The organism is Chitinophaga sp. G7 BAM 1005 (genome assembly GCF_057126945.1).
Genome location: NZ_CP181478.1, coordinates 6,350,782 through 6,373,732 on the forward strand (window position 1 = coordinate 6,350,782; position 22,951 = coordinate 6,373,732).

At 47.7% G+C, this 22,951-nt stretch carries 8 protein-coding genes; all 8 read right to left on the reverse strand.

Annotated features, from left to right (window positions below):
* Positions 1–2: 2 nt before the first annotated feature.
* Entirely contained in the window at positions 3–14,402 is a 14,400-nt protein-coding gene (locus tag ACMXI2_RS25565) for a T9SS type B sorting domain-containing protein (protein ID WP_483778770.1), read from the reverse strand.
* A 419-nt stretch (positions 14,403–14,821) separates the two neighbouring features.
* Entirely contained in the window at positions 14,822–16,399 is a 1,578-nt protein-coding gene (atpA, locus tag ACMXI2_RS25570) for a F0F1 ATP synthase subunit alpha (protein WP_079471013.1), read from the reverse strand.
* An 82-nt stretch (positions 16,400–16,481) separates the two neighbouring features.
* Positions 16,482–17,042, reverse strand: coding sequence for an ATP synthase F1 subunit delta (gene atpH / locus ACMXI2_RS25575; RefSeq protein WP_483778771.1), 561 nt, complete (start codon positions 17,040–17,042; stop codon positions 16,482–16,484).
* Between the two features lie 55 nt (positions 17,043–17,097).
* A complete protein-coding gene (gene atpF, locus ACMXI2_RS25580; protein ID WP_483778772.1) occupies positions 17,098–17,592 on the reverse strand; it encodes a F0F1 ATP synthase subunit B in 495 nt (164 codons plus the stop codon).
* 126 nt (positions 17,593–17,718) lie between these two features.
* Entirely contained in the window at positions 17,719–17,976 is a 258-nt protein-coding gene (atpE, locus tag ACMXI2_RS25585) for an ATP synthase F0 subunit C (RefSeq protein ID WP_079471016.1), read from the reverse strand.
* A 93-nt stretch (positions 17,977–18,069) separates the two neighbouring features.
* A complete protein-coding gene (atpB, locus tag ACMXI2_RS25590) occupies positions 18,070–19,218 on the reverse strand; it encodes a F0F1 ATP synthase subunit A (protein WP_483778773.1) in 1,149 nt (382 codons plus the stop codon).
* Positions 19,219–19,450: 232 nt separating this feature from the next.
* Positions 19,451–21,211 (reverse strand): ABC transporter ATP-binding protein, encoded by a 1,761-nt coding sequence (locus tag ACMXI2_RS25595; RefSeq protein WP_483778774.1) that lies wholly within the window; start codon positions 21,209–21,211, stop codon positions 19,451–19,453.
* Positions 21,212–21,399: 188 nt separating this feature from the next.
* Positions 21,400–22,947, reverse strand: a complete 1,548-nt coding sequence (locus ACMXI2_RS25600; RefSeq protein WP_483778775.1) for an IS1182 family transposase — start codon at positions 22,945–22,947, stop codon at positions 21,400–21,402.
* Positions 22,948–22,951 lie beyond the last annotated feature (4 nt).

A 22,951-nucleotide genomic window follows, 5' to 3' on the forward strand; every position in this document is an offset into this window, starting at 1 on the left:
ACCTATCGCAGGAGCTCAATCCAGCCTTTATAGCTTCTTTCTCCTGTGGGGGTATTGAGTTTGAGTATATAATAATAAGTACCTTCATTCAGGGAATCGCCGGTCCATTCGTTCTGGTAATTCTTCGACTGATACACCATATTTCCCCAACGGTTATAAATAAACAGGGAAGAATTAGGATACCGCAGGATACCGGTAATAATGAACTTATCATTCTTTCCATCGCCGTTAGGCGTAATCACGTTCGGGACCAGGATATCATCGCCGGTAACGGTAACTACCTTGCTCACCGCAATATTATTGGAGCGGTCCGGATCCGGCAACAGGGAAGTAACCGTTGCGCTGTTGATCACATCCCCGGTATTGGTGATGCGGGTAGTGTATTTCAGTGTAGCCGTTTGCGTGAGAGAGAGGCTGTCCAGGCTCCAGATCAGTATCCGTGTGGCCGGATCATAAGTTACCTTTCCGATATTCGCATCAAATCCGTTGACAATATCCAGGTTCTCTCTAAGGGTATCTCTCACCACCACCTGGGTAGCATTAAACGGACCGGCATTATTCAGCGTTAACGCAAAATCGGCTTTGCTGCCCACCCGCATTGACGCCGTAGTCAACAGCTCTTTCTGCAATCGCAGATCCGATGTTGGAACAGGCGATACCGTAGTGATAACAGTGGCACTGGTATTATTACCTGTAGTGGTATCCACGGTACCTGCCGGGGCTGCAATAATAGCCAGGTTACGCAATTCTACGGTGCTGTTTACCTTACCGGTAATGGCCAGGGTAACCACCCCTCCTGCAGGGAATGCGCCGATAGTAGCTTTTACCACATTTCCGTTGTTGGTGGTTTGAACACCAGCAACGCCACCGGCAGCCATTAATATCCGCACATAGGATCCTTCAATATTAGCCGGCAGGATATCTGTAATCACGGCTCCGTCTCCCGCAGCCGGACCACCATTTTTAGCTACAATCACATAAGTAATTGAGTCATTGTTGGTGAGCTGCAGCGGACCGGATTTGGTGACAGAAAGATCCAGTTTCTTAATACCCGGTACCACTTCCGTTACCACCGGATCAGATGAAACAGGCCTACCTGTACCCTGCTTCAGTGTAGCCGTATTGGTAATACTGGTAATAACTGCATCTGCCGGAATAACGCCTTTAATATTCACCTGGATGGTATTACCATTACCTGCATCCAGGTTGCCGGTTACCGATATATTATTGCCACTGCCTGTTGCGCCGCTGGTCACCTGTGATGTACCATTGGCGGTGGTAGTCCACGTTACCTGTGTAACAGCCGCAGGCGCCACATCACTGATATTAATACCTGCTGCCGCAGATGGTCCTGCATTGGAGGCAATGATCACATACCTGATGGTGTCTCCGGCATTAACACGGACTGGTCCTGTTTTGACAATACTCAATTGTGAACGGCTGCTTACCTGTGTGGTGGCGGTTGCCGTAACGGTATTATTATTTGCATCCCTGGCATTGGCGGTATTGGTAATGCTGCCGGTAAAGCCGGTATTGATTTTACCCCTGATCTGTATGTTGATGGCATTACCTGCACCCGCACTGATGTTGCCATTCAACAGTACATCGCCACTGCCGCTGCTGCTGCCTGTAATTTGCGCAGCGCCGGTAGTGGTAGCCGTCCAGCTCACATTAGTAAGTGCCGCAGGAACTGCATCACTGATCTTCACATTGGTGGCATCTGAAGGACCTGTATTGGCTACTGTGATCACGTATTGTAAACTGTCGCCAGCATTCACCGTTGGCGGCGCTACTTTCGAAATGCTAATGCCCGGCGTATTCTGAATGGTTGTTGTTACTGTTGGAGAGGTGATGGTAGTTCCATCTCCTTTGGTTCCGGTAGCGGCGTTGGTGATCGCAGCTGTTGTCACATCTGCCGCTATAGCGCCATTCACCGTGATCTGTATCGTATTACCCGCGCCTGCGGCGATGTCGCCCTGAAGCTGTATACTATTACCGGTTCCGTTGGCAGGTCCTGTTATCTGTGTATTACCGTTTGCTACGGCTGTCCAGCTTACGTTGGTAACTGCAGCAGGCACCACATCAGTAATCACAAATCCTTTCACATCAGATGGTCCCTGGTTGGAGGCAGTAATCACATAGCTGATACTACTGCCGGCCTTAACGGTGGCTGGTCCTATTTTATCCAGTTTAACAGCAGATTCTTTGGTAACCGTCATACTGGTAACAGAGGTATATTCATTACCGGTGCTATCGGTAGCCGTGGCGGTGTTGGCGATATTGCCTTTGTAATCAGGATTTACCTTTCCGGTGATGGTAACCTGTATACCGTTGCCAGCGCCTGCCGGTACGCCGGCGTTGAAGGTAATCCGGTTACCCACTCCTGAAACCGGGGTTCCGGCGGCCAGGATGGCATTACCTTTCAGGGCGATGCTCCAGTTTACATCTGTTATCTGCGGCGGCACTACATCCGTTACGGCAGTATTTATCAGATCAGACGGTCCCTGGTTTGCCAGCTCAATTACATAGCTGATATTGTTACCGGCGATGGCTTTCTGCGGACCGGATTTTGTGAACTGTACGCCCGGTTTGTTGAGGATATGCGTATTAACAGAATCCCCGGAAACTATATCTCCCCGTATACTCACCTGCGCCTTGTTCTGTATGGTACCTGATAATCCCGGTGCGATGACGCCGGTAATCGTTACCAGGATATTATTTCCCGCGCCTGCCGGAATGCTTCCGCGTACGCTGATATTATTACCGGCGCCGGATGATGCACCCAGGAGCGTACCACCGGTGGCCACTGCGTTCCACGTTACCTGTTGCACTGCAGCAGGCACTATATCTGTAATAGTAATACTATCGGCATCGGATGGACCGTCGTTCGCTACCAGCAGCGTATAATTAATCACACCTCCTGCAGTCATAGAATCCGGTGCTGGTTTATTGATCCTTATTGTTGCCCGTTTCTCCACTACTGTAATCACCGGTGGTGTATTTGTGGTTACCGTATTCAGGGTGTAAGCAGCGGTATTAGTAATATTTCCGGAGAAAGAAGCGGCGATACTGCCACTCACATTAACGACTATACGATTACCTGCACCTGCCGGTACGTTAGCAATCAAACTAACATGGCCGGTTCTGTTTGTAATATTACCACCATTAATAGCGGCAGCGCCCTGTGCCACGGCAGACCATACCGGGTTTTGCAATTCAGCCGGAAGCTGGTCGGTCACGGCTACATTCGACGCATCAGATGGGCCGTCGTTGCTCAAAACAAGGCTATAACTGATGATGCTGCCAGCAGCGGCCTTTGGTGGACCGGACTTGGTCAGCTGTAATCCCGGTTTGCCGGTTACCTGCGTTACTACCTCGTTGGATGAATAATCCACTCCGCCGGTATGTGCATTAGCCTGGTTGCTTAATGCCCCTGTTTGAGAAGAAGGAATAGTAGCTGTAACCACTACATGTATAACATTTGCAGCGCCTGCCGGAATGCTGGCGGTGAAGGTCACATTACCCGGTTGTTGTTGCAGGTTGCCGCCGCTGATAGCAGCCGTACCTGCCGCAGCAGCCGACCACCGCACATTTTGCAGACCCGCCGGCAATGTATCTGTTACCAGGATATTGGTTGCATCGGACGGACCGTCGTTATACACATCTACCGTATAAGAAATTGTGTTACCTGCTGCTGCAGTATCCGGTGCTGCTTTCACCAGCCTGATACCACTAACGGTGGTGATCACGGTGGTTACCGTATCCGTGAGCGCAGCGCCTGCAACAGGTGTTACAGTGGCTACGTTCACAAGGGTGCCGGAAGCAGAAGGATCAGCCGTTCCACTTACCGTTACCAGGATACTATTGGCGGCTCCCGGTGGTATGGATGCCTGGAAGTTCACATTGCCGGATTGATTACTGATATTACCTCCGCTGATAACAGCACTGCCGCTGGCGGTGGCAGACCATAACGCATTCTTCAGTGCCGGCGGCAGCACGTCGCTAACAGTAATTCCCTGCGCGGTAGAAATGCCGGTGTTGGTTACGGAGATAGTATATGCTACCTGCGCGCCGGCAGCCACAGTGGCCGGGCCGGATTTACTGATGCCAATACCTGGCTGATTAATAACCTGTGTATTTACTTCATTACTTAAAACTGATTGCCCGTTGCCCCCGGCCACTGCCCTGTTCATAATATGACCGGTAAATGCAGGATCGGAATTACCCGTGATAGTTACCCTAATGAGCCCTCCTACCGGGATATTACCCGTCATATTCAGGGAATTGCCGGCGCCGGTGCCTCCACTGTTAATAGTGGCGTTGGTAGCCGTGGCAATCCATTTCACGTTTTGCAATTCGACAGGAATACTATCCCTGATGCTTACACCGGTGGCACTGGAAGGCCCGTTATTCCGGATGTCGAGCGTATACCTTATTGTGTCGCCACCAGCTATTTGTGCGGGTCCTGATTTAAGGATTGATAATCCCGGTACCGCAGTTACCTGCGTATTCACCGTCACCGTACCTGGAGTTGGATCTGTTACGCCTGTTGGTGGCGTGGCAGTAGCAGTATTACTAAGTACCCCGCTGAACGCAGGATCTACAATGCCTTTTACCGTAATGGTAATAACACCGCTGTTTGCCGGGATATCTCCTGTTAATGAAATGGTGTTACCATTACCGCTGCCAGTGGCTACAGTAGCGCCACCAGTGCCTATGGCTGTCCACTGTACATTGATAACCCCCACAGGAACATTGTCTGTAATCACTGCGCCTGTTACGTTTGCCGGACCTGCATTATTCACCGTAATCACATAGGTGATCTCTTTACCCGCGGCTATTGTTGCAGGAGCGGTTTTATTAATTCTCAGATCGGCTGAATTGTTAACAGAAGTAACCACCGTACTTACTTTAGTGGTGCCTGCAACAGCAGTAACGGTGTTGGTGATGGTACCTGCTGCAGCCTGACTCACATTACCGGTAATAGTGATGGTAATGGTACCGCTGTTGCTGCCGCCAACCGATGCTCTTTCATTGTTGATGGCTCCACTGCCATTAAGATTAACCATCGATGCATTTCCATCTACCACAGCAGTCCAGGTGGCGCCTGTAATTTCAGCAGGAATATTATCAGTAATAAATACTTCATTCGCATCAGACAGGCCGTTGTTACTCAGCACAATGGTATAAGTGATCTGGTCATTTACATTTACACTTGCGGGTCCTGATTTAGATACCTGTAAACCAAGATCGGTAGTGATGTTGGTATGAATACTGCTGATGTTATTGGCAGGGATGGTTTCCGTTACAGTAGCCGGAACTCCTACTACAGCGCTATTGGATATTGTACCGGTAGCTGCAGGGTCTACAGTACCGGTGATGGTAACCATCACATTGTTACCCGGACCTGCATCTACACTGGCATTTAGCCTAACCGTATTACCTGTTATTACAGGGCTGCCAGCAATCGCATTCCCACTTGCCAATGCACTTACATTGGTGATATGGATCGATCCCGGCACTACATCAGTGATGCTGGCCACATTTACATTGGAAATACCATTGTTGGTAACCACCAGCTTATAGGTAATTTCCTGTCCTGCTGCTATATTAGCCGGACCGGATTTCACGATCACCAAATCTGCTTCCTTCGTTACATTAGTGATAACACTGGAAGCAGCCGGGTTAGTGTTAGTCATGCCCGGAGGCGGTGTTACCGTAACGGTATTGGTAATGCTGCTACCACTTACGGTGGCAGGGTCCAAAGTACCATTTACCATGATATCAATACTTCCAATGCCGGCAGGTATATTAGCCTGCAGGTTTACATCTCCGGTACCACTGCCCACTGATGCGAAGCTTCCTGCTCCATTGGCTACGGCAGTCCATGTTGGTTGAAGAATACTGGTTGGAATAACATCCGAAATAGTAGCGCCGCTTATAGTGGACGGTCCTTCATTGGTAGCCGTAATGATGTAGCTTATTTTTTCACCAGCTACTGCGGTAGCAGGTCCGCTCTTCACCACGCGCAAACTGGCTCTGCGGCTGGTTTCTGTAGTTACTGTGGAAACAAACGGCGTATCACCAGGAATTACGGCGGTAACGATATTAGTGATTTCAGCACCGGTAAATTCCGGATCCAGTTTACCCATTACCGTTATATCTACAGCGTGTCCGGTAGATGCCGGAATATCAGCGGTAAGCTGAATATCCCCGGCGCCGTTGTTACTGCTCAGGATGGTGCCGGCGCCGCTGGCAACTGCGGTCCATACCGGTTGAAGTATAGCCGGGTTAATAATATCGGTGATGTTTATACGCTTCGCATCAGATGGTCCTGCGTTAGACAGGCGGATGGTATAAGTAATAGTATCGCCGCTAAATGTGCTTCCCGGACCGTTCTTGGTCAGCACAAGACGTGCAAGCGATGTTATTTTGGTAGTCAGTGTATCCGTTAACGTTACTGGCAGATCTGGAGAAGTAACGTATGCCACATTTCGTAACGGTACTCCTGTGTAAGCAGGATCAATGGTTCCTTCAATGGTTACCACTACTCCGTTGGTAGCGCCGGCAGCAATATCTGCGGAGATGTTCACCAGGTTACCGGTGTCTACAGCGCTGCCATGTATCACGGCATTTCCTGTTGCAGCCGCTCTCCAGATTACATTACCGATAGCAGCCGGCACGGTATCTCTCAATTGTAAGCCCGTAGCATCCGATGGGCCGTTGTTATGCAGCGTGATCTGGTAAACAATCTTTGCTCCCGCGGATACTTCTGCAGGTCCCGTCTTGCTTAAAACCAAAGCAAATTGTTTACCTATGTGCGTAGTAGTTTCATTAGAAGTGACCGGTGTATTTCCGGCTGGTGTAACAGTAGCGGTGTTATTAATATCGCCGGTGGCCGCCGGGTTCACGGTTCCATGAATGGTAAGTGTAATACTGTTGCCCGCTCCCGCGGCAACAGCTCCGTTCAGGGAAATATTATTTCCGCTGCCGGCGCCTGTTTGTACAGATGCGTTGCCCGCTGTTACAGCCGACCAGGTTACATTTTGCACCGCTGCCGGTACCATGTCTGCAATGGTAACCGCCGGCGCATCCGACGGACCAATATTGGTTACAGTTACCGTAAAGGTAATATTACTGCCCGCAGGAATGGTGTCCGGAGCGCTCTTTACCACCTGGATACCAGGTGTATTGATCACGGTGGTAGTAACGCTGTCACTTCTCGCAGTGTCTTTACCCGCCACTAATACCGATGCTGAATTAGTAAGGATTCCTGTATAACTGGCAGCCAGTTTACCGGTTATATTTATAAAGATGTGATTAGCTGTACCTGCAGTCAAATCTGCATCCAATGTTACATTATTACCAATGCCGGTAACGCCGCTGATAATATTTCCACCGCCGGTAACACTGCTTGTCCATTTCACGTTGGTGATGGCAGCCGGCACAATATCCTGTATGATAATGCCGTGTGCATCAGACACACCAAAATTAGTGATCACCAGCTGGTAGCTCACCTCTTCGCCCGCCTTTATTTGCGCAGGACCTGTTTTGCTGATATCTATTGCCGGATCGTTGGTGATTAAAGTAGTTACTTCTGCCTGTACTGTTGGGGCGCCGTTAACCGATGCGGTGGCTGTATTTTGCAGCGTTCCCGCAGCAGCAGGACTTACCGTACCATCGATAGTAACCGTTACCGTACCACCGGCGGGAATGTTCGCTGTTGCGGCCACTATATTACCATTACCGGTACTGCCGGTGGTAATAACTGCACCGCCGCCGGTAGCGGATGTCCAGCTGATATGCTGTACAATAGTATTTACGCTGTCTGATATATTCACCCCTGTTGCATCGGACACACCGGTATTTTGCACCTGTAAAGTATACCGGATACGGCCACCCGCGGAAATATCCGTTGTACCGGTTTTGGTGATCTGCAACACCGGCTTACTGGTAATATGGGTTTGTACCGTATCTGATGTAACCGTGTTACCGTTAACGAGTGCAGTAAAATGGTTAAACAGATTTCCGGTAGCTGAGGATGCCAGCGTACCCTGCACTGTAATTACGATCGTCTCGCCTGCGCCAGCAGGAATATTACCGGTAACATTCACTGTATTACCGGCGCCGGTTGCGCCGCTGACAATAGTGGCGCCTCCTGTGGCAGTAGCGGTCCACTGTGTATTTAGTAAAGACGCCGGTACCACATCTGTGATGGCTACATTAGTGGCATCAGACAATCCGTTGTTGGTGGCTACCAGTGTATAGGTAACCGTTTGCCCTGCCACTGCGGTATCCGGAGCGCTCTTGGATAATGCTATGCGGGGATTACTGCTTACGGTAGTAACAACAGGATCTGATGTTACGGGTATATCGCCCACCGTACCAACAACTGCCCGGTTGGTAATTTGTCCGGTGAAAGATGGATTGATCTTACCTGTTACGTACACCAGGATGTAGTTACTATCGCCTGCCGGAATATCACCAATCAGTTGTAATACGCCGTTATTAATATCAGCAGTAAAGTAAGATGCACGGCCGTTCACTACTACTTTTAACACCGGGTTCAGGATGGCTGCCGGCAGTGTATCATTCAGTGCCGCCTTAAACGCATCGGAAGGACCGCTGTTATTGATTTGCAGGAGATAGTTGATAGTGCTGCCTGCATCTGCAGTTGCAGGACCACTCTTCGTGAGTATCAGGCCCGGCCTGTTATTGATCTTCGTAATAATCTCATTGGAATTAACGGGTTGCTGACCGGTTACACGTACATCCGCAATATTGTTGACATTACCGGTTGCACCGGAGTGCACTGTACCATGTACTACAATAGTAACGGTGTTATTATTTCCCGCCGGGATGTTGGCGTTTACCGTTAACGTATTGCCGTTACCGTTAGCTCCGCTATTGATCACGGCACTGCCGGAGGCAGTAGCGGTCCAGGTCACATTTGTCAGGAGTGTGGGTCCTACCTCATCCGTAATAACAGCCTGCAGGGCATCTGAAGGACCCGTGTTATTAACGGTAATCGTGTAAGTGATGTCTGTTCCTGCATCCACTGTTGCGGGACCCGCCTTTACTATCTGTAACCCGGGTTGGTTATCTACTGCCGTTTTATTAACGGCAGTAACCGTAGTATCACCCGGCAATTCTGCGGTGGCGGTATTCGTTAGTGTATCCAGCGCACCGGATGCCACGGTACCATTGATTTGTACGATGATAGCATTGCCTGCTCCGGCAGGAATGTTCACCACTGTACTCACATTATTGCCCGTACCTCCTGATGAACCTCCCGTGGCAATAGCTGCCGCACCGGTGGTAGTAACTGACCAGGTAGTACCAGTAATTGCAGCAGGTACTATATCCGTGATGACAACGCCAGTTGCATCTGAAGGACCAGCATTCACCACCCGGAGCATATAGCTTATGGCCTCACCGGCAGCCACGCGGCCTGTGGCAGGACCTTGTTTAACCAGGGTAAGACCCGTACTATTTATCAGCGTGGTATTTACCGTATTGGAAGAAACCGGGCTGCCTGCCGGAGGCGTGGCGGTGGCTGTATTAGAAAGATTTCCGGTAGCAGCAGAATTTATAGTACCACTGATATTTACAATGATGGTATTGCCCGCGCCTGCAGGTAAACCCGCAGTGAAGTTAACGGCGCCACTACCACCGGTTACGCTGGCAGTAGTGCTGCCATTGGTGGTAACTGTCCATACCGGGTTTTGTATCTGCACAGGTATCTGATCTGCCATCACTACACCCGCCACATCGGAAGGACCGTTGTTGACGATCGTTAACTGGTAACTGATACCGGTGCCGGCTGTTCCGCTGGCAGGGCCGGTTTTCATTATTGCAATATCCGTTTGCGGAGCCGGTGTATCGGTGTCTGTTGCACTGTTGCCGGCTGGATTAATATTGTTGTAGCCAGATGGAATAACAATGCTGGCCGTATTTGTGAGCGGACCCGTATAACCGGATGGTATATCTATCGTTAACGTATATACGATTTCACTGCCTGCCGGGAGGTTCACCGGTTCATTAATGGGTCCGGAACCGGAGTCTTTGGACTGGCCTCCTCCGGAGCTACTGGCGTTCCAGGAAGCAACGGTAATACCTGTTGGGAGCGGGTCCTGGAAGGTAGCACCGGTTAAATCCGATGGTCCGCTGTTCAGGATACTGATCTGGTAAGTGGTAGTAGTGCCTGCAGTATAGGTGGTGGTATTATCTGTTTTGGTAACTTTTACTTCCACCGACTTCGCCACCGGTGTAACCAATGTGGTAGTAGCAGGAGTAGGATCTGTTGTAGTGGCAGGCGGTGTTGCCTTTACGCCATTGGTTAAACTGGCGCCTGTATATTGTGCCTGTACCTCGCCGGCGATGGTGAGCGTTACTGATTTTCCGGGCGTCAGCAGCGCTCCTGTCCAGTTGCCGCTATTGCCTGAATACGTGCCTTCAGAAGGGGTGTAGCTGTTGGCAATAAAGCCATCCGGTAAAGAATCTGTTACCGTAAATGTTTCCGCAGGCAATACAGTGGAAGGCCCATTATTGGTAACCGTAACCGTATAAGTAAGCGGCGATCCTGCAGTTGCGTTAGCCGGGGAAGCAGTTTTAGTAATGCTCAGATCTATTATTCCCATCTGTACAGTAATATTTACTGTACCTATCGCACACGCGCCCTGGTTATCACATACCTGGTACCGGTAGAAATCAACACCAGCGGTACCTGCCTGCGGAGTATATGTAAATGTGCCATCTGCATGCTGCACAACAGTTCCATGAGACGGCTGCTCAATCAATGTAGTTGTTACAGTAATAGGTTGATTTTCGGGATCGCTGTCGTTGGTCAGCACATTGCCACTTACCGGTACATCCCTGGTGGTGGTATAATTATCGGTTACTGCCACGGGCGGGTTATTAGGTACTATACCGCTAACTGCTGAAGTATTATTGGCAGCAACAGGATCCGGCATATCTGCCGGGCTTACAACAGAAGCCGCATTAGCAACAGTATCACCACCTATTGCTGTAGTTGATACGTTGCCGGTTATGGTAATAACAATTTTATTGCCTGCCACAAACGGCAGATCACCGGTTGAATTCACAGATGTACCTGTACCGGTGGAAGGCTGTAAGCTAACACCCGCACCACTTACAGTAGAAATCCAGGAAGCGTTCTCCATTTTTGCCGGCAGCAGATCCTGTACCTGGAAGCCCGAAACATTGGAGGGGCCCAGGTTTTCAATGGTGATGGTATAGGTAAGCGGGCTACCGGTTTTATAGGTGTTGCCTGCATCAGATTTGGTAATGGTCAGATCAGCCTGACGGGTATACGTTAATACTACCGTATCGCTTGCAGCAGCGCAGTTTCCGTTGGCGATAGTCCAAACGAGTGTAGTGCTGGTATTGGGCTGCAGCGTAACATTGGTATTTGGATTACTGTTATCCGCCATCACAGCGGTACCGCTGATCTGTGTCCAAAGGCCCGTACCATTTACCGGTGCGTTCGCACTCATCACAAAGCCGCCGCTGTTATTTTTTGTTTGATCGGGGCCTGCATCAGCTGCATCCGGCTGCGCATATACCTGTATCTGTACTGTATCTACAGATGGTGCGCAGGAGCCATTGCTGATGGTCCAGGTAAATACATAATTACCTGGCGTAAGGTTTTGTATGCCCGTATTCGGCAGCGCCGCATTTACAAATGTAGCGGCGCCGGGCCCTGCTACCTGCAACCATAAGCCGGTACCGGTAGTGGCAGCATTAGCCGCCAACGTAGTGGCGTTTACGTTACACAACTGCTGATCCGGCCCCGCATTTGCCACGGTAGGCAATGCATCAATTTTAACCGCTACGGTATCTGTAATCACATCCGTACAACCTGATCCTGTGCTGCTCACTACCCTGCGGAACCAGGTGCTCTGGCTCAGCACGGGTGCATCATATATTTGTTGAGTGGCGCCGGAAATATCTGTAAAGTTGATACTGTCTGTTGATGATTGCCAGCGGTAAACATACGTTCCTGTTCCACCGTTAGGCGCAACAGGCTGACTGAATGCCACGGGATTACCACTTCCGCAAAACACCTGGCTGCCGCTGATTACGCCGGGTGTGAGCAGGGGGTTTACTTTGATCATTACTGCCAGGCCCGTATCACTGCAACTTCCTGCTGTAACTACTCTCCTGAACCAGGTAGTTTGCTGCAATACCGTTGGCGTGTAGTCTTTACCGTTAGATGCGCCAGGTACAGCTGTAAAACCGGTGGTAGCGCTGGCAGTACTGCTTTGCCATAAATACACCGGTGTTCCGGAAATGGCCGTGCCAATTAAAGGTGCAGGGCTGCTACCAAAACAAATGGATTGTTCAGTAGCCACTGTATTACTTCCGATAGTAGGGGAAACAGGAACGGAATTCGTTAAGATGTTATTACAACCGGTACCCGATGGTGCGCCGTTACATTCCACGTCGGGATCTGTTGGCGAAGTACTGGTAGCATTGGTGGCATCCGGATCTGTTACATCAGCAGGACGGAGTATGCTTGATTTGGTAGCCAGGTTTCCACCGGGGGGCACTGCCGATACCGTACCTGAAATAACATAAGAGATCACTGCTCCGTTGTTCATATTCACCGTTGCACTGTATACATTACCAATAACGCCGCCGGATACAATCGAAGCCGTACCGGTAATGGTGGGCGTTACCGTAACCCCTGTCAGGGCTGCGGGGAAAGAGAAGCTAAACTTCGCTCCCAGCGCGGTATCAGGCCCGTTATTTCTTATGCTGGTGGTAAACGAAATACTGCTGCCAACACAAATAGCGCCCACACTGGGATCGTTGTTTACTACCTGCAGATCTGCCTGAAATTGTCGTACGCTTACAGTTGCTGAGATAGGTGCGCTGAAAATATAAGCCCAGGTATCCAGTAAACTGTTATCGCCATAGCTATTCGTATATTTATGACCGTTAGTGCTGCTGTTAACTCCCGGGCTGGCAGATGCGTTAACAGGTACCGGTGCGCCGGCGCCGGCGCCCAGCAGTTCATCATTCCAGTAAACGGTTGGATCGGGCGCATTGGAACCGTTGGTGCGGGTGATAACAATGCCATTCAGATTATTTTCCACATCCATGTATGGGAAGTGAACTTCACCTGAAAACAGTACTACCGATATATTGACGGTGGCGCCACTGGCTACATCTCCTCCCTGTCCATTTTTACCATCCCATAAAATGCTGTTAGCACCTGAAGCAGATGATCCTGTGATGATGCGGTCTATCGGATCATTCGTACTTCCGTTATTATTTACATCTATTGAAATTTTGAAATTACCATTCTGATTAGCGGTAAAACGGATATAACCACCTGCCAGGGGTGGTGTGCCCGATTGACCGGGTGTGCCTTCTCTTCCGGTAAAAGAGACATCAGTAACAGTAGGTACAATAGGGGTACTGATTAACCACGTAGATGTTGCGGCACTGCCTACCCAAACCGGAGCGGTGGCTGGCAGCGTATTATCCGGCGGGTTATAAAACATCTTCTGGGTAATATTGGTGACGTCGTCCGGTAAAGTAGGATTGTGAAAGGAGTAGGCGCCCCCCGCGGATGTAACCTGGTTAAGGTCTACACTTTTATATACAGGCACACCTGTTGCTTTATCGCGGGTGCCTTTGTTATTTACAAAAAAAGCAAAGAGGAAAGGTTGTATACCATTACCGGTAGCGGTGTAAGTAAAGCCGTCTTTTGTGAGTACATTAAATTTACCATAAAAAGCAGAACTGGCGGTACCCGCGTTTGCGGTAAAAATATTCAGGTATACGCGTCCTGGTTTTTGCACCCCGGCGCTGGCTACTGTGATATCCCAGGCTACTATGAGCGCCAGTGTGCTCACCGCGGTTTGATTGGCGATGGTCCAGTTGGCATTTGCAGCGGGGGGAGTATACCCCGTGCCTAATGCGGAGGAAGGATTGGGTGGGGTGAATTCAACGGTCCATATGCCTTCTTCAGCGGCCAATACGGTTCTGTTGTAAGCGTTGTACCCGCCGGCGGCCAGGGCAGCGGGACCGGCGAGTTCTTCTGCCCGGCTGTTGATCCGCCCTGTGATAACGGAGGTTCCCGTAGTATATACGGTACCGTTAGGCGCTATCAGCCTGGTGGTTCCCGATCCTATGCCTTGTGCGCTGGACCCGATATAGATCACCTCTCCCGCTTTCGCATATACGAACATTCTTCCGGGATTGATGATATTCCCGATAAGCGCGCTGGTAGCGGTGGAAGAACTGGTCATATAGGCCCTGTTTCCCTGGGCGCCGGAAGGGTACATGTCCTTACTGCCTTCTGCCAGGCAACATACAGTAGGAAATAAGGCGAATAATACAATGGAACAAAGGGTCAGAAGTTTTCTCATAGAAACATTTTGCATCTCAGGCAACTGCTGAACAGACACATTTTCTAATCGCATTAACCCGGGGTTCAGGCAACTGTATTCGATTTCCAAAAAATAATACTGAAGAAAAAAAGACGAACTACTTGCTTACAGACGGCACACGGATTCAATTTTGGTGTTTACTTGCTCCTAAGTGGTGAGGCAATGAACAATACTCTTAGTGGGGATTATGAACCTGTCAGGAACCCTGACGAATAAGATTTTGGATACGGACTATAGTAGCAAATGTATAGCGACCTCACCATATAAAATGCAGCTTAATTATATTTTCTTTTTTAAAAGATTTATAAAGAATAATATAATAACATTCTTATATAAAAAAGCACCCTTTGCCTGACGGCAAAGGGTGCTTATATTTTTAGCGGTAAACGCCGTTATTTTTATGCAAATCTTGGCTTCAGTTCATTAGCCAGGGTAACCATTTTCTTGATGCCATCTTCAGGCAGGTTACCTTTCTTGAATTCAGCGAGTACTTCCGGTAAGCGCACCTGCATTTCATTCAGGAAGGCCTCTTCAAAAGCACGTACCTGTTTAACAGGAACATCACGCAGTAAACCGTTTGTACCCAGGTAGATCATAGCTACCTGTTTTTCTACGGCGTACGGGCTGAACTGCGCCTGTTTCAGGATTTCCACGTTACGGGCGCCTTTATCGATAACCGCTTTGGTAGCAGCATCCAGGTCGCCACCGAATTTGGAGAAGGCCTCCATTTCGCGGTATTGTGCCTGATCAAGTTTCAGGGTACCAGATACCTTCTTCATGGATTTGATCTGAGCGTTACCACCCACGCGGCTTACAGAGATACCTACGTTGATAGCAGGACGGATACCGGCGTTGAACAGGTTACCTTCCAGGAAGATCTGACCATCGGTAATGGAGATTACGTTGGTAGGGATGTAAGCAGATACGTCACTCGCCTGTGTTTCGATAATAGGCAATGCTGTCAGGGAACCGCCACCTTTTACCAGGTGTCTGATAGATTCAGGCAAATCGTTCATCTGTTTTGCAATGGCATCATTGCTGATGATTTTCGCAGCACGCTCGAGTAAACGGCTATGCAGGTAGAATACGTCACCTGGATATGCTTCACGACCCGGAGGACGTTTCAGCAGCAGGGATACCTCACGGTAGGCAACCGCCTGTTTAGACAGATCATCATAAACGATCAGTGCCGGACGACCTGAGTCACGGAAGAATTCACCGATTGCAGCGCCGGCAAACGGAGCATAGAACTGCAGCGGTGCAGGATCAGCAGCGTTGGCCGCTACGATGGTAGTGTAAGCCATAGCGCCTGCTTCCTGTAATGTTTTCATTACACCAGCAACAGTAGATGCTTTCTGGCCAATTGCCACGTATATGCAATAAACAGGTTTACCTGCATCATAAAATTCTTTCTGGTTGATGATTGTATCAATACAGATAGCTGTTTTACCCGTCTGACGGTCACCAATTACCAGCTCACGCTGACCACGACCAACAGGGATCATCGCATCAATTGCTTTTACACCTGTTTGCAGTGGTTCTTTTACCGGTTCACGGTACAGAACACCTGGCGCTTTACGCTCCAGCGGCATTTCATACAGTTCACCTTTGATAGGGCCTTTACCATCGATTGGCTCACCCAGTGTATTGATTACGCGGCCAACAACACCTTCTCCCACGTTAATGGAAGCGATCTTTTTGGTACGACGTACTTTATCTCCTTCTTTAATACCTGCTGACTGACCCATCAATACCACACCCACGTTATCTTCTTCCAGGTTCAGTGCAATTGCTTTTACGCCATTGCTGAATTCAACCAGTTCACCATAACCTACATTACCCAATCCGTATATGCGGGCAATACCATCACCCACCTGTAATACAGTACCTACCTCTTCCAGGTCGGCAGAAGCATTGAAGTTGCTTAACTGCTGGCGTAAAATCGCCGAAATTTCATCAGGTTTAATATCAACCATAATTATGATTTTAAAAAAAGTCGTTAGAGAAAATTAGTATAACGACAACAGCTTTGCGTGTACGCAGCGGCTGCTGTATAGATTAACGTAAGTCAGATACGTAAATGTTCTTGTTAAACTGTTGTTTGATATCTTTCAGATCACGCAGGATAGAAGCATCGAACAACTGGTCATTTGCTTCCAGTACGAAACCGCCGATCAGGTCAGCATTCACCGCTGTTTCCAGTTGGATCTGCTGCGTTGTTTCGCTGGCAATTTTCTGTTTGATCACATCCAGGGTGGCATTATCCAAAGCAACAGCCGTAGTGATCTTCACCGGGCTGATGTTTTTCAGTACCATGTACTGGCGCGTAAACTCAGTGGTCATTTCAGCCAGTGCACTTTCACGGCCTTTGATCACCAGCAGGTTGATAAAGGAAATGGTAGTAGCACTGATGCGGCCATCCAGTATGGCGGCCAGTATCTTCTGCTTTTTATCGGCCTTTATGATAGGGCTTTTAAGCAAACTCACCACATCGGGGTTGCTTTTCATCACCTGTTGTAAGAACAGCATGTCTGTATGCACCACTTCCAGCTGGTTCAGTTCCTGAGCCAATCCTATCAATGATTTTGCATACCGGGATGCTAAACGGGGATTTTGCATATTAAAAAAGCTTTTAGCTTTTAGCGGTTAGCCTTTAGAGCTAATGGCTAATATCTTAGTTCAATTTGATTTCTCCTGCCAGTTGTTTCACATAACCTTCCTGTGCTGTTTTATCAGCCAGTTCTCTTCTCAGCACCTTCTCTGCTACTTCAATCACGAGGTTACCTACCTGGTTCTTTACATCCGTTAACGCAGCCATTTTCTGGTTTTCGATAGCGGTGTAAGCTTCACTGATGATCTTCTTTGCTTCTGCCTGCGCTTGTGTTTTGGCTTCGCTGATGATCATATCTTTCGCATCTTTAGCTTCTTTCAGGATCTTGCTTCTTTCAGCTTTAGCTTCCGCCAGCACATGTTCATGTTCAGCTTTCATCTGGGCCATTTCTTCCTTTACTCTTTCCGCAGTAGCGATAGACTCAGTGATGGAACCTTCCCTTTCCTTCAGGGTAGCGAGGATGGGAGTCCAGGCGTATTTTTTCAGAATCAGGAAAACGACGATGAAAATGAATAATGAAATAAGAAACAAGCCTAACGCGGGTTGCAACAGATCCATATAATTAGAATTTTATTATTTTTTTGATGTTGATATTTTCTGATTTCAGGTAGTTGGATGATTTGTCTGTAACAAAAGATTACTGCATCCATTGCCCTGTGCGCCGGATGCAGTAAAAAGTTTGGCTTACAGAACTACCGCCAACAGACCAGCGATTACACCGAAGAGAGCAACACCCTCAACCAGCGCAGCAGCCAGGATCATGTTCGCACGGATGTCGTTAGCAGCTTCAGGTTGACGAGCGATAGACTCCAGAGCGCTCTTACCGATGTTACCAACACCAATACCAGCAGCGATAGCCGCGATACCAGCACCAACAGCACCACCAGCTTTAGCCAGACCAGATGCAGCAGCAGCCTGCAATAAAATAGACAAAAGTGCCATAATGAATATGTATTTGAATTATAAAAATTTCGATTTAATAAAACGGTTGGCATTTAACTTTTTGGCAAAGGCTAAAAGCTAATTCCTGTATGCTTAGTGGTGTGCTTCATCATGTGCACCTTCCATTGCCTGGCCAATAAATACGGCTGTCAGATTAGCAAAGATAAACGCCTGGATAAATGCTACCAGCAATTCCAGCATCATCATCACAATGTTGAACAGAACAGTGATAGGCAGGAAGCCATAACCAGCTGCCTTATTTAAAGATCCGAAGATGAATACCAGGGATATAATACTCAGGATGATAATGTGACCCGCCAGGATATTGGCAAATAACCTGATCATCAGTGAAACCGGCTTGGTAAATACACCGATCAGCTCTACCGGCGCCAGGATAAACTTAACGCCAAACGGAACCGGAGGATTGAAAATGTGACCCCAGAAATGTCTGTTAGTGCTGAACATAGTGGCAATAAAGCTGATGATAGCCAGTGCCGCCGTTACCGCCAGGTTACCTGTTACGTTGGCAGAACCGGGCAACAGACCCAACAGGTTGTTAATCAGAATAAAAAAGAATATCGTCAGGATAAAAGGCGTATACCTTTCTGCATGCTTACCTGGAATATTAGGCTTTACCACTTCATCACGCATGAAAATAATCACCGGCTCCATCAGGCTCTGGAAACCTTTAGGGGCTTTCCTGGAACCACGTACCCTGTATGCCTTCGCTACATTGAGCATCAGGATTACCAGCAATACAGCGGCAATGATCATGGAAGTGATATTCTTGGTCATGGAGAAATCATAGATCGGCTCGTCGGTTGGATTACCACCGGCATCCACTGCGATCACCTTGCCGTCCATGTATTTGGCAGGATCCAGTCCTTTCTCATGCAGGTAGTGCGCGTTTACCAGCTGGTAACCATCATACGCCGCATGACCATGCTCAAATTTAGAAGACGAAAATACAGAGGTACCGCGTGCAGGATTGTAAATGATTACCGGTAACGGGATTGTTACGTGTTTTTCACCAATGCTGAACAGGTGCCAGTCGTGAGCATCCTTTACGTGTCCCAGAATTACTTCCTTAGCATCAAATTTTTTAGGCTCACCTTCTTCTCCCCCCTTACCTTCTTCTCCTTCATGAGGGGCAGTTGCTGCCGTTTCATGGTGGGAAACTTCCTGTGCAAAGGAAAAATTACTAAAACTATGCAGGCCTAAAACCAACACAAGTGCTACCATTCTATGTTTGAACCAATTGAAAGAAATCACCGTTTTCTGAAATTTTGCGCAAAGATACTCGTTTTTATCTTCAAAATTAAACGACTACGGAAAAAAAGTAAGATATATCGTAATTATACTGATAACCAGCTCCTTGCAACTAAAAAATGCCTGTTTTTTTCCATAAAAAAAGGCCGTTGAAATCAACAGCCCGTTAAAGTATTTCATATTAATATTTTTGTAATTCATTTTCCTATACCTTACTCACGTTAAACTGCATGCTATGTAGCTTGAAGTAAAACCCTTCCTGCTTCAGCAACTCTTCGTGGGTACCCATCTCCTTAATTTCTCCCTTATCCAGCACGATAATTTTATCTGCCTTGCTGATAGTAGAAAGACGGTGCGCAATAATAATAGCGGTGCGGTCGGCAATCAGCTTGTCTATCGCCTGCTGGATCATCATTTCCGACTCGGTATCCACAGAAGACGTAGCCTCATCCAGCACCAGGATGGCCGGATCGTACAGCAATGCCCGCACGAAAGAGATCAGCTGACGTTGCCCCAGGGAAAGGGTGCTGCCCCGCTCCATTACCTGGTAGTCGTACCCGCCAGGCAGCTGCATGATAAAATCATGGATCCCTATCAGCCGGGAAGCCTCCTCCACCTTCGCCCTGCTGATATTGCTGTTGTGCAGTGTAATGTTATCATAAATAGACCCGGCAAACAGGAACACATCCTGCAATACCACCCCTATTTTGCTGCGTAACGATTCCAGCGAGTAAGCCGGCAGCTCAATATCATCGATCCTGATACTTCCTTTCTGAATTTCATACAGCCTGTTCAGGATACTGATAATGGTGGTTTTACCAGAACCGGTATGCCCCACAATGGCCACCGTATCACCCGGATTTGCATGAAAGCTGATGTTTTTCAGCACATAACGATCATCTATATACGCAAAACTTACATTATCAAAGGTAATAGCGCCCTTCATCTTCTCCGCGCTCTGGTGTCCTCTATCCGGGATATAATCCTGGTTGTCAAGCACTTTAAACACCCGTTCGCTGGCCACCATACCCATCTGCAGCGTATTGAACTTATCCGCCAGCATCCGCAGCGGGCGGAACAGCATGTTGAGGTACATGATAAACGCGATCATCACCCCCTGGGTTACTTCGTAGTTCAACACCTTGTTGGCTCCCCACCACACCATTAATCCCAGGGAAATGGCCAGGATAATTTCCACTACCGGGAAGAAAACGGAATAAGCAAAAATGGCGTCAATATTCGCTTTGCGGTGCTCCTTGTTAATATGTTTGAAACGGGCAAACTCCCTTTTCTCCGCCGTGAATGCCTGCACCACTACCATCCCTGTGAGATGCTCCTGTACAAAGGCGTTGAGCGCTGACACCGCATTACGGACCCTGTAAAAGGATTTATTCACGCTTTCTTTAAAAATATAGGTAGCAAAGATCAGGATCGGGAAGGGCGACAGGCTGATGAGCGTCAGGCGCCAGTCTTCCATAAACATCACTCCCAATATGGCAATGATCATCAGCAAATCCGCCACAATAGAAATAATCCCTTCGGAAAACACATCATTGATCGCCTCAATATCATTGATGGTCCTCGTAGTGAGCGTACCAATAGGGGTTTTATCAAAAAAAGCCAGGTTCAGGTGTACAATCTTTTTGTACACCGTTACCCGCAGGTCCTTCACCACAGATTGTCCCAGCCTGTTGGTGAGGTAGGAAAAATAGAACCGGACCACTGTTTCCAGCAATAACAACCCTATTTGTACAATGGTAACCAGGATCAGCATCTGCATCAGCTGACCTGCTATATATTTATCAACCGTTACCTGGATCAGGTAAGGACGTAACGGGGAAATAGCGGCCAGTACAACCGTTAATATCATGGAGATGTAGAAGGATCGTTTGTAAGGAGCCGCGAATGAGAATATGCGCCGTAATAAACTGAAATCAAATACTTTCTTTACCGCAGGATTTTCCAATGTGCCAGGTTTAAACTACTCAACAAACGTACGATAAAAAATAATTACGCCCGAGGTTTACAAGTCACCTGGAATACACAAAATAGAAGAGGCTGTATCATAAATAAATGATGCAGCCTCTTCTATTTTGCTGATATATTTATCGATTTGAGATAAAAATCTTAAAAAGTCAATATTCTTCTATCATTTTAAGCGGCCTTTTTACGAAGATTATGTGCTAATGCTAATAATCCGGCTTCAATACTCACTTTATCCAGACCTCGCAGCATAAATCGTTTAAATAGGTGGTTATGCTTGATATTAGCAAAAACGGGTTCGGTATCATGGCATCTTTGTTTACGCTTTTGGATGCCTCGCTTCGTTTTTAACCTTTTTTCCGCTCGCCTCTTTAGGCGATTTAGATTGTGATTTACCTCTATTATTCGATTGCCCTTTTGTCCATGACAATCACTACGCAATGGGCACCCATTGCATTTTCCAGCTCTGTATTTTGTGATTGTTTGTTTAAAGCCCGCCTTGGTAACATGCTCGTAACTACCTATATTTTTCATCGTTTTTCCAGACGGATATATATACCTGTCTTTCTCCCGGTTATAGGAAAGCTTGTCAGTCCCGTATGGTTTTTTATTACGGGTTTTTCTATGTTGATCGCGGTCAAAATGATTATACTTTACATAAGCAGTAATTCGCTTTTTTTCAAGCCACACATAGTTTTGCTCGCTTCCATAGCCTGCGTCAGCGGTGATGTTGACTGGATTCTTACCATACTGATCCCTAAATATATTCAAGTGTTGCTGAAGGGTGTTGGTATCGGTGGTATGCTGATGAAGACTGTAATTGACAATGTATTGATTATTCGTACTTATCTGCAGGTTATAAGCTGGCTTTAGTTGCCCGTTTCTCATGTGATCTTCCTTCATTCGCATAAAGGTCGCATCTTCGTCTGTTTTGCTATAACTACTTCTATTATCGCCAATTATCTTTTCCTGTTCGGCATAACGGTCCAATGCAGATGGCCAGTTTTTCTTAGCATAGCTCAGCTTCTGACGTATTTTTTTATCGATTGGTTTATCCTTTAATGCCTCATTTATTGTGGCTATTGTTTGCTCAATTTTTTCACTATCAATTTTATCAAACCCAGAAGGATCATGGTCATCGTCTAATTCGGCAGAAGCGATAGTTTGAGCATATTTCCACAATTCATTCAGCTGTTGCTGCATTTTTGCCTTATTGGTTTTTATAGAGTTACCCCATACAAAGCTGTATCTGTTTGCATTCGCTTCAATCTTAGTGCCGTCGGTATAAAGCTCTTTCAAATTCAAAACACCTTCTTCACATAATAGTAATACTACCTGCGTAAAGATGGGTTGTAAGGATTTCTGAAGACGTTTACCCCGGAAACGGTTAATTGTATTGTGATCGGGCTTACTCATGCCACTTAACCACATGAAGTTGATATTCTGATGGAGGGCTTCCTCTATCTTTCGACTACTATATATATTATTTATATATGCAAAAACCAATACCTTCAGCAACATTCGGGGATGATAGTTACTTGCTCCTCCGGGTTTATACTGCTGCATTAACTGACCAATGTCTACTTTATCTAAAATATCGCTAACCACTCTTACCGGGTGGTTGTCTGCAACCAGCTCACTTAAATCGGGAGGTAGAAGCATACCCTGATGCTGGTGGTTACTTTTAAAGGACACTACCAGTGATTTTCCTCTTGCCATAGAT

What these genes read in the sequence shown, in the direction of transcription:
- ACMXI2_RS25565 (WP_483778770.1), bottom strand. Translation starts at nt 14,402, where the DNA reads ATGAGAAAACTTCTGACCCTTTGTTCCATTGTATTATTCGCCTTATTT.
- atpA (WP_079471013.1), bottom strand. Translation starts at nt 16,399, where the DNA reads ATGGTTGATATTAAACCTGATGAAATTTCGGCGATTTTACGCCAGCAG.
- atpH (WP_483778771.1), bottom strand. Translation starts at nt 17,042, where the DNA reads ATGCAAAATCCCCGTTTAGCATCCCGGTATGCAAAATCATTGATAGGA.
- atpF (WP_483778772.1), bottom strand. Translation starts at nt 17,592, where the DNA reads ATGGATCTGTTGCAACCCGCGTTAGGCTTGTTTCTTATTTCATTATTC.
- atpE (WP_079471016.1), bottom strand. Translation starts at nt 17,976, where the DNA reads ATGGCACTTTTGTCTATTTTATTGCAGGCTGCTGCTGCATCTGGTCTG.
- atpB (WP_483778773.1), bottom strand. Translation starts at nt 19,218, where the DNA reads ATGGTAGCACTTGTGTTGGTTTTAGGCCTGCATAGTTTTAGTAATTTT.
- ACMXI2_RS25600 (WP_483778775.1), bottom strand. Translation starts at nt 22,947, where the DNA reads ATGGCAAGAGGAAAATCACTGGTAGTGTCCTTTAAAAGTAACCACCAG.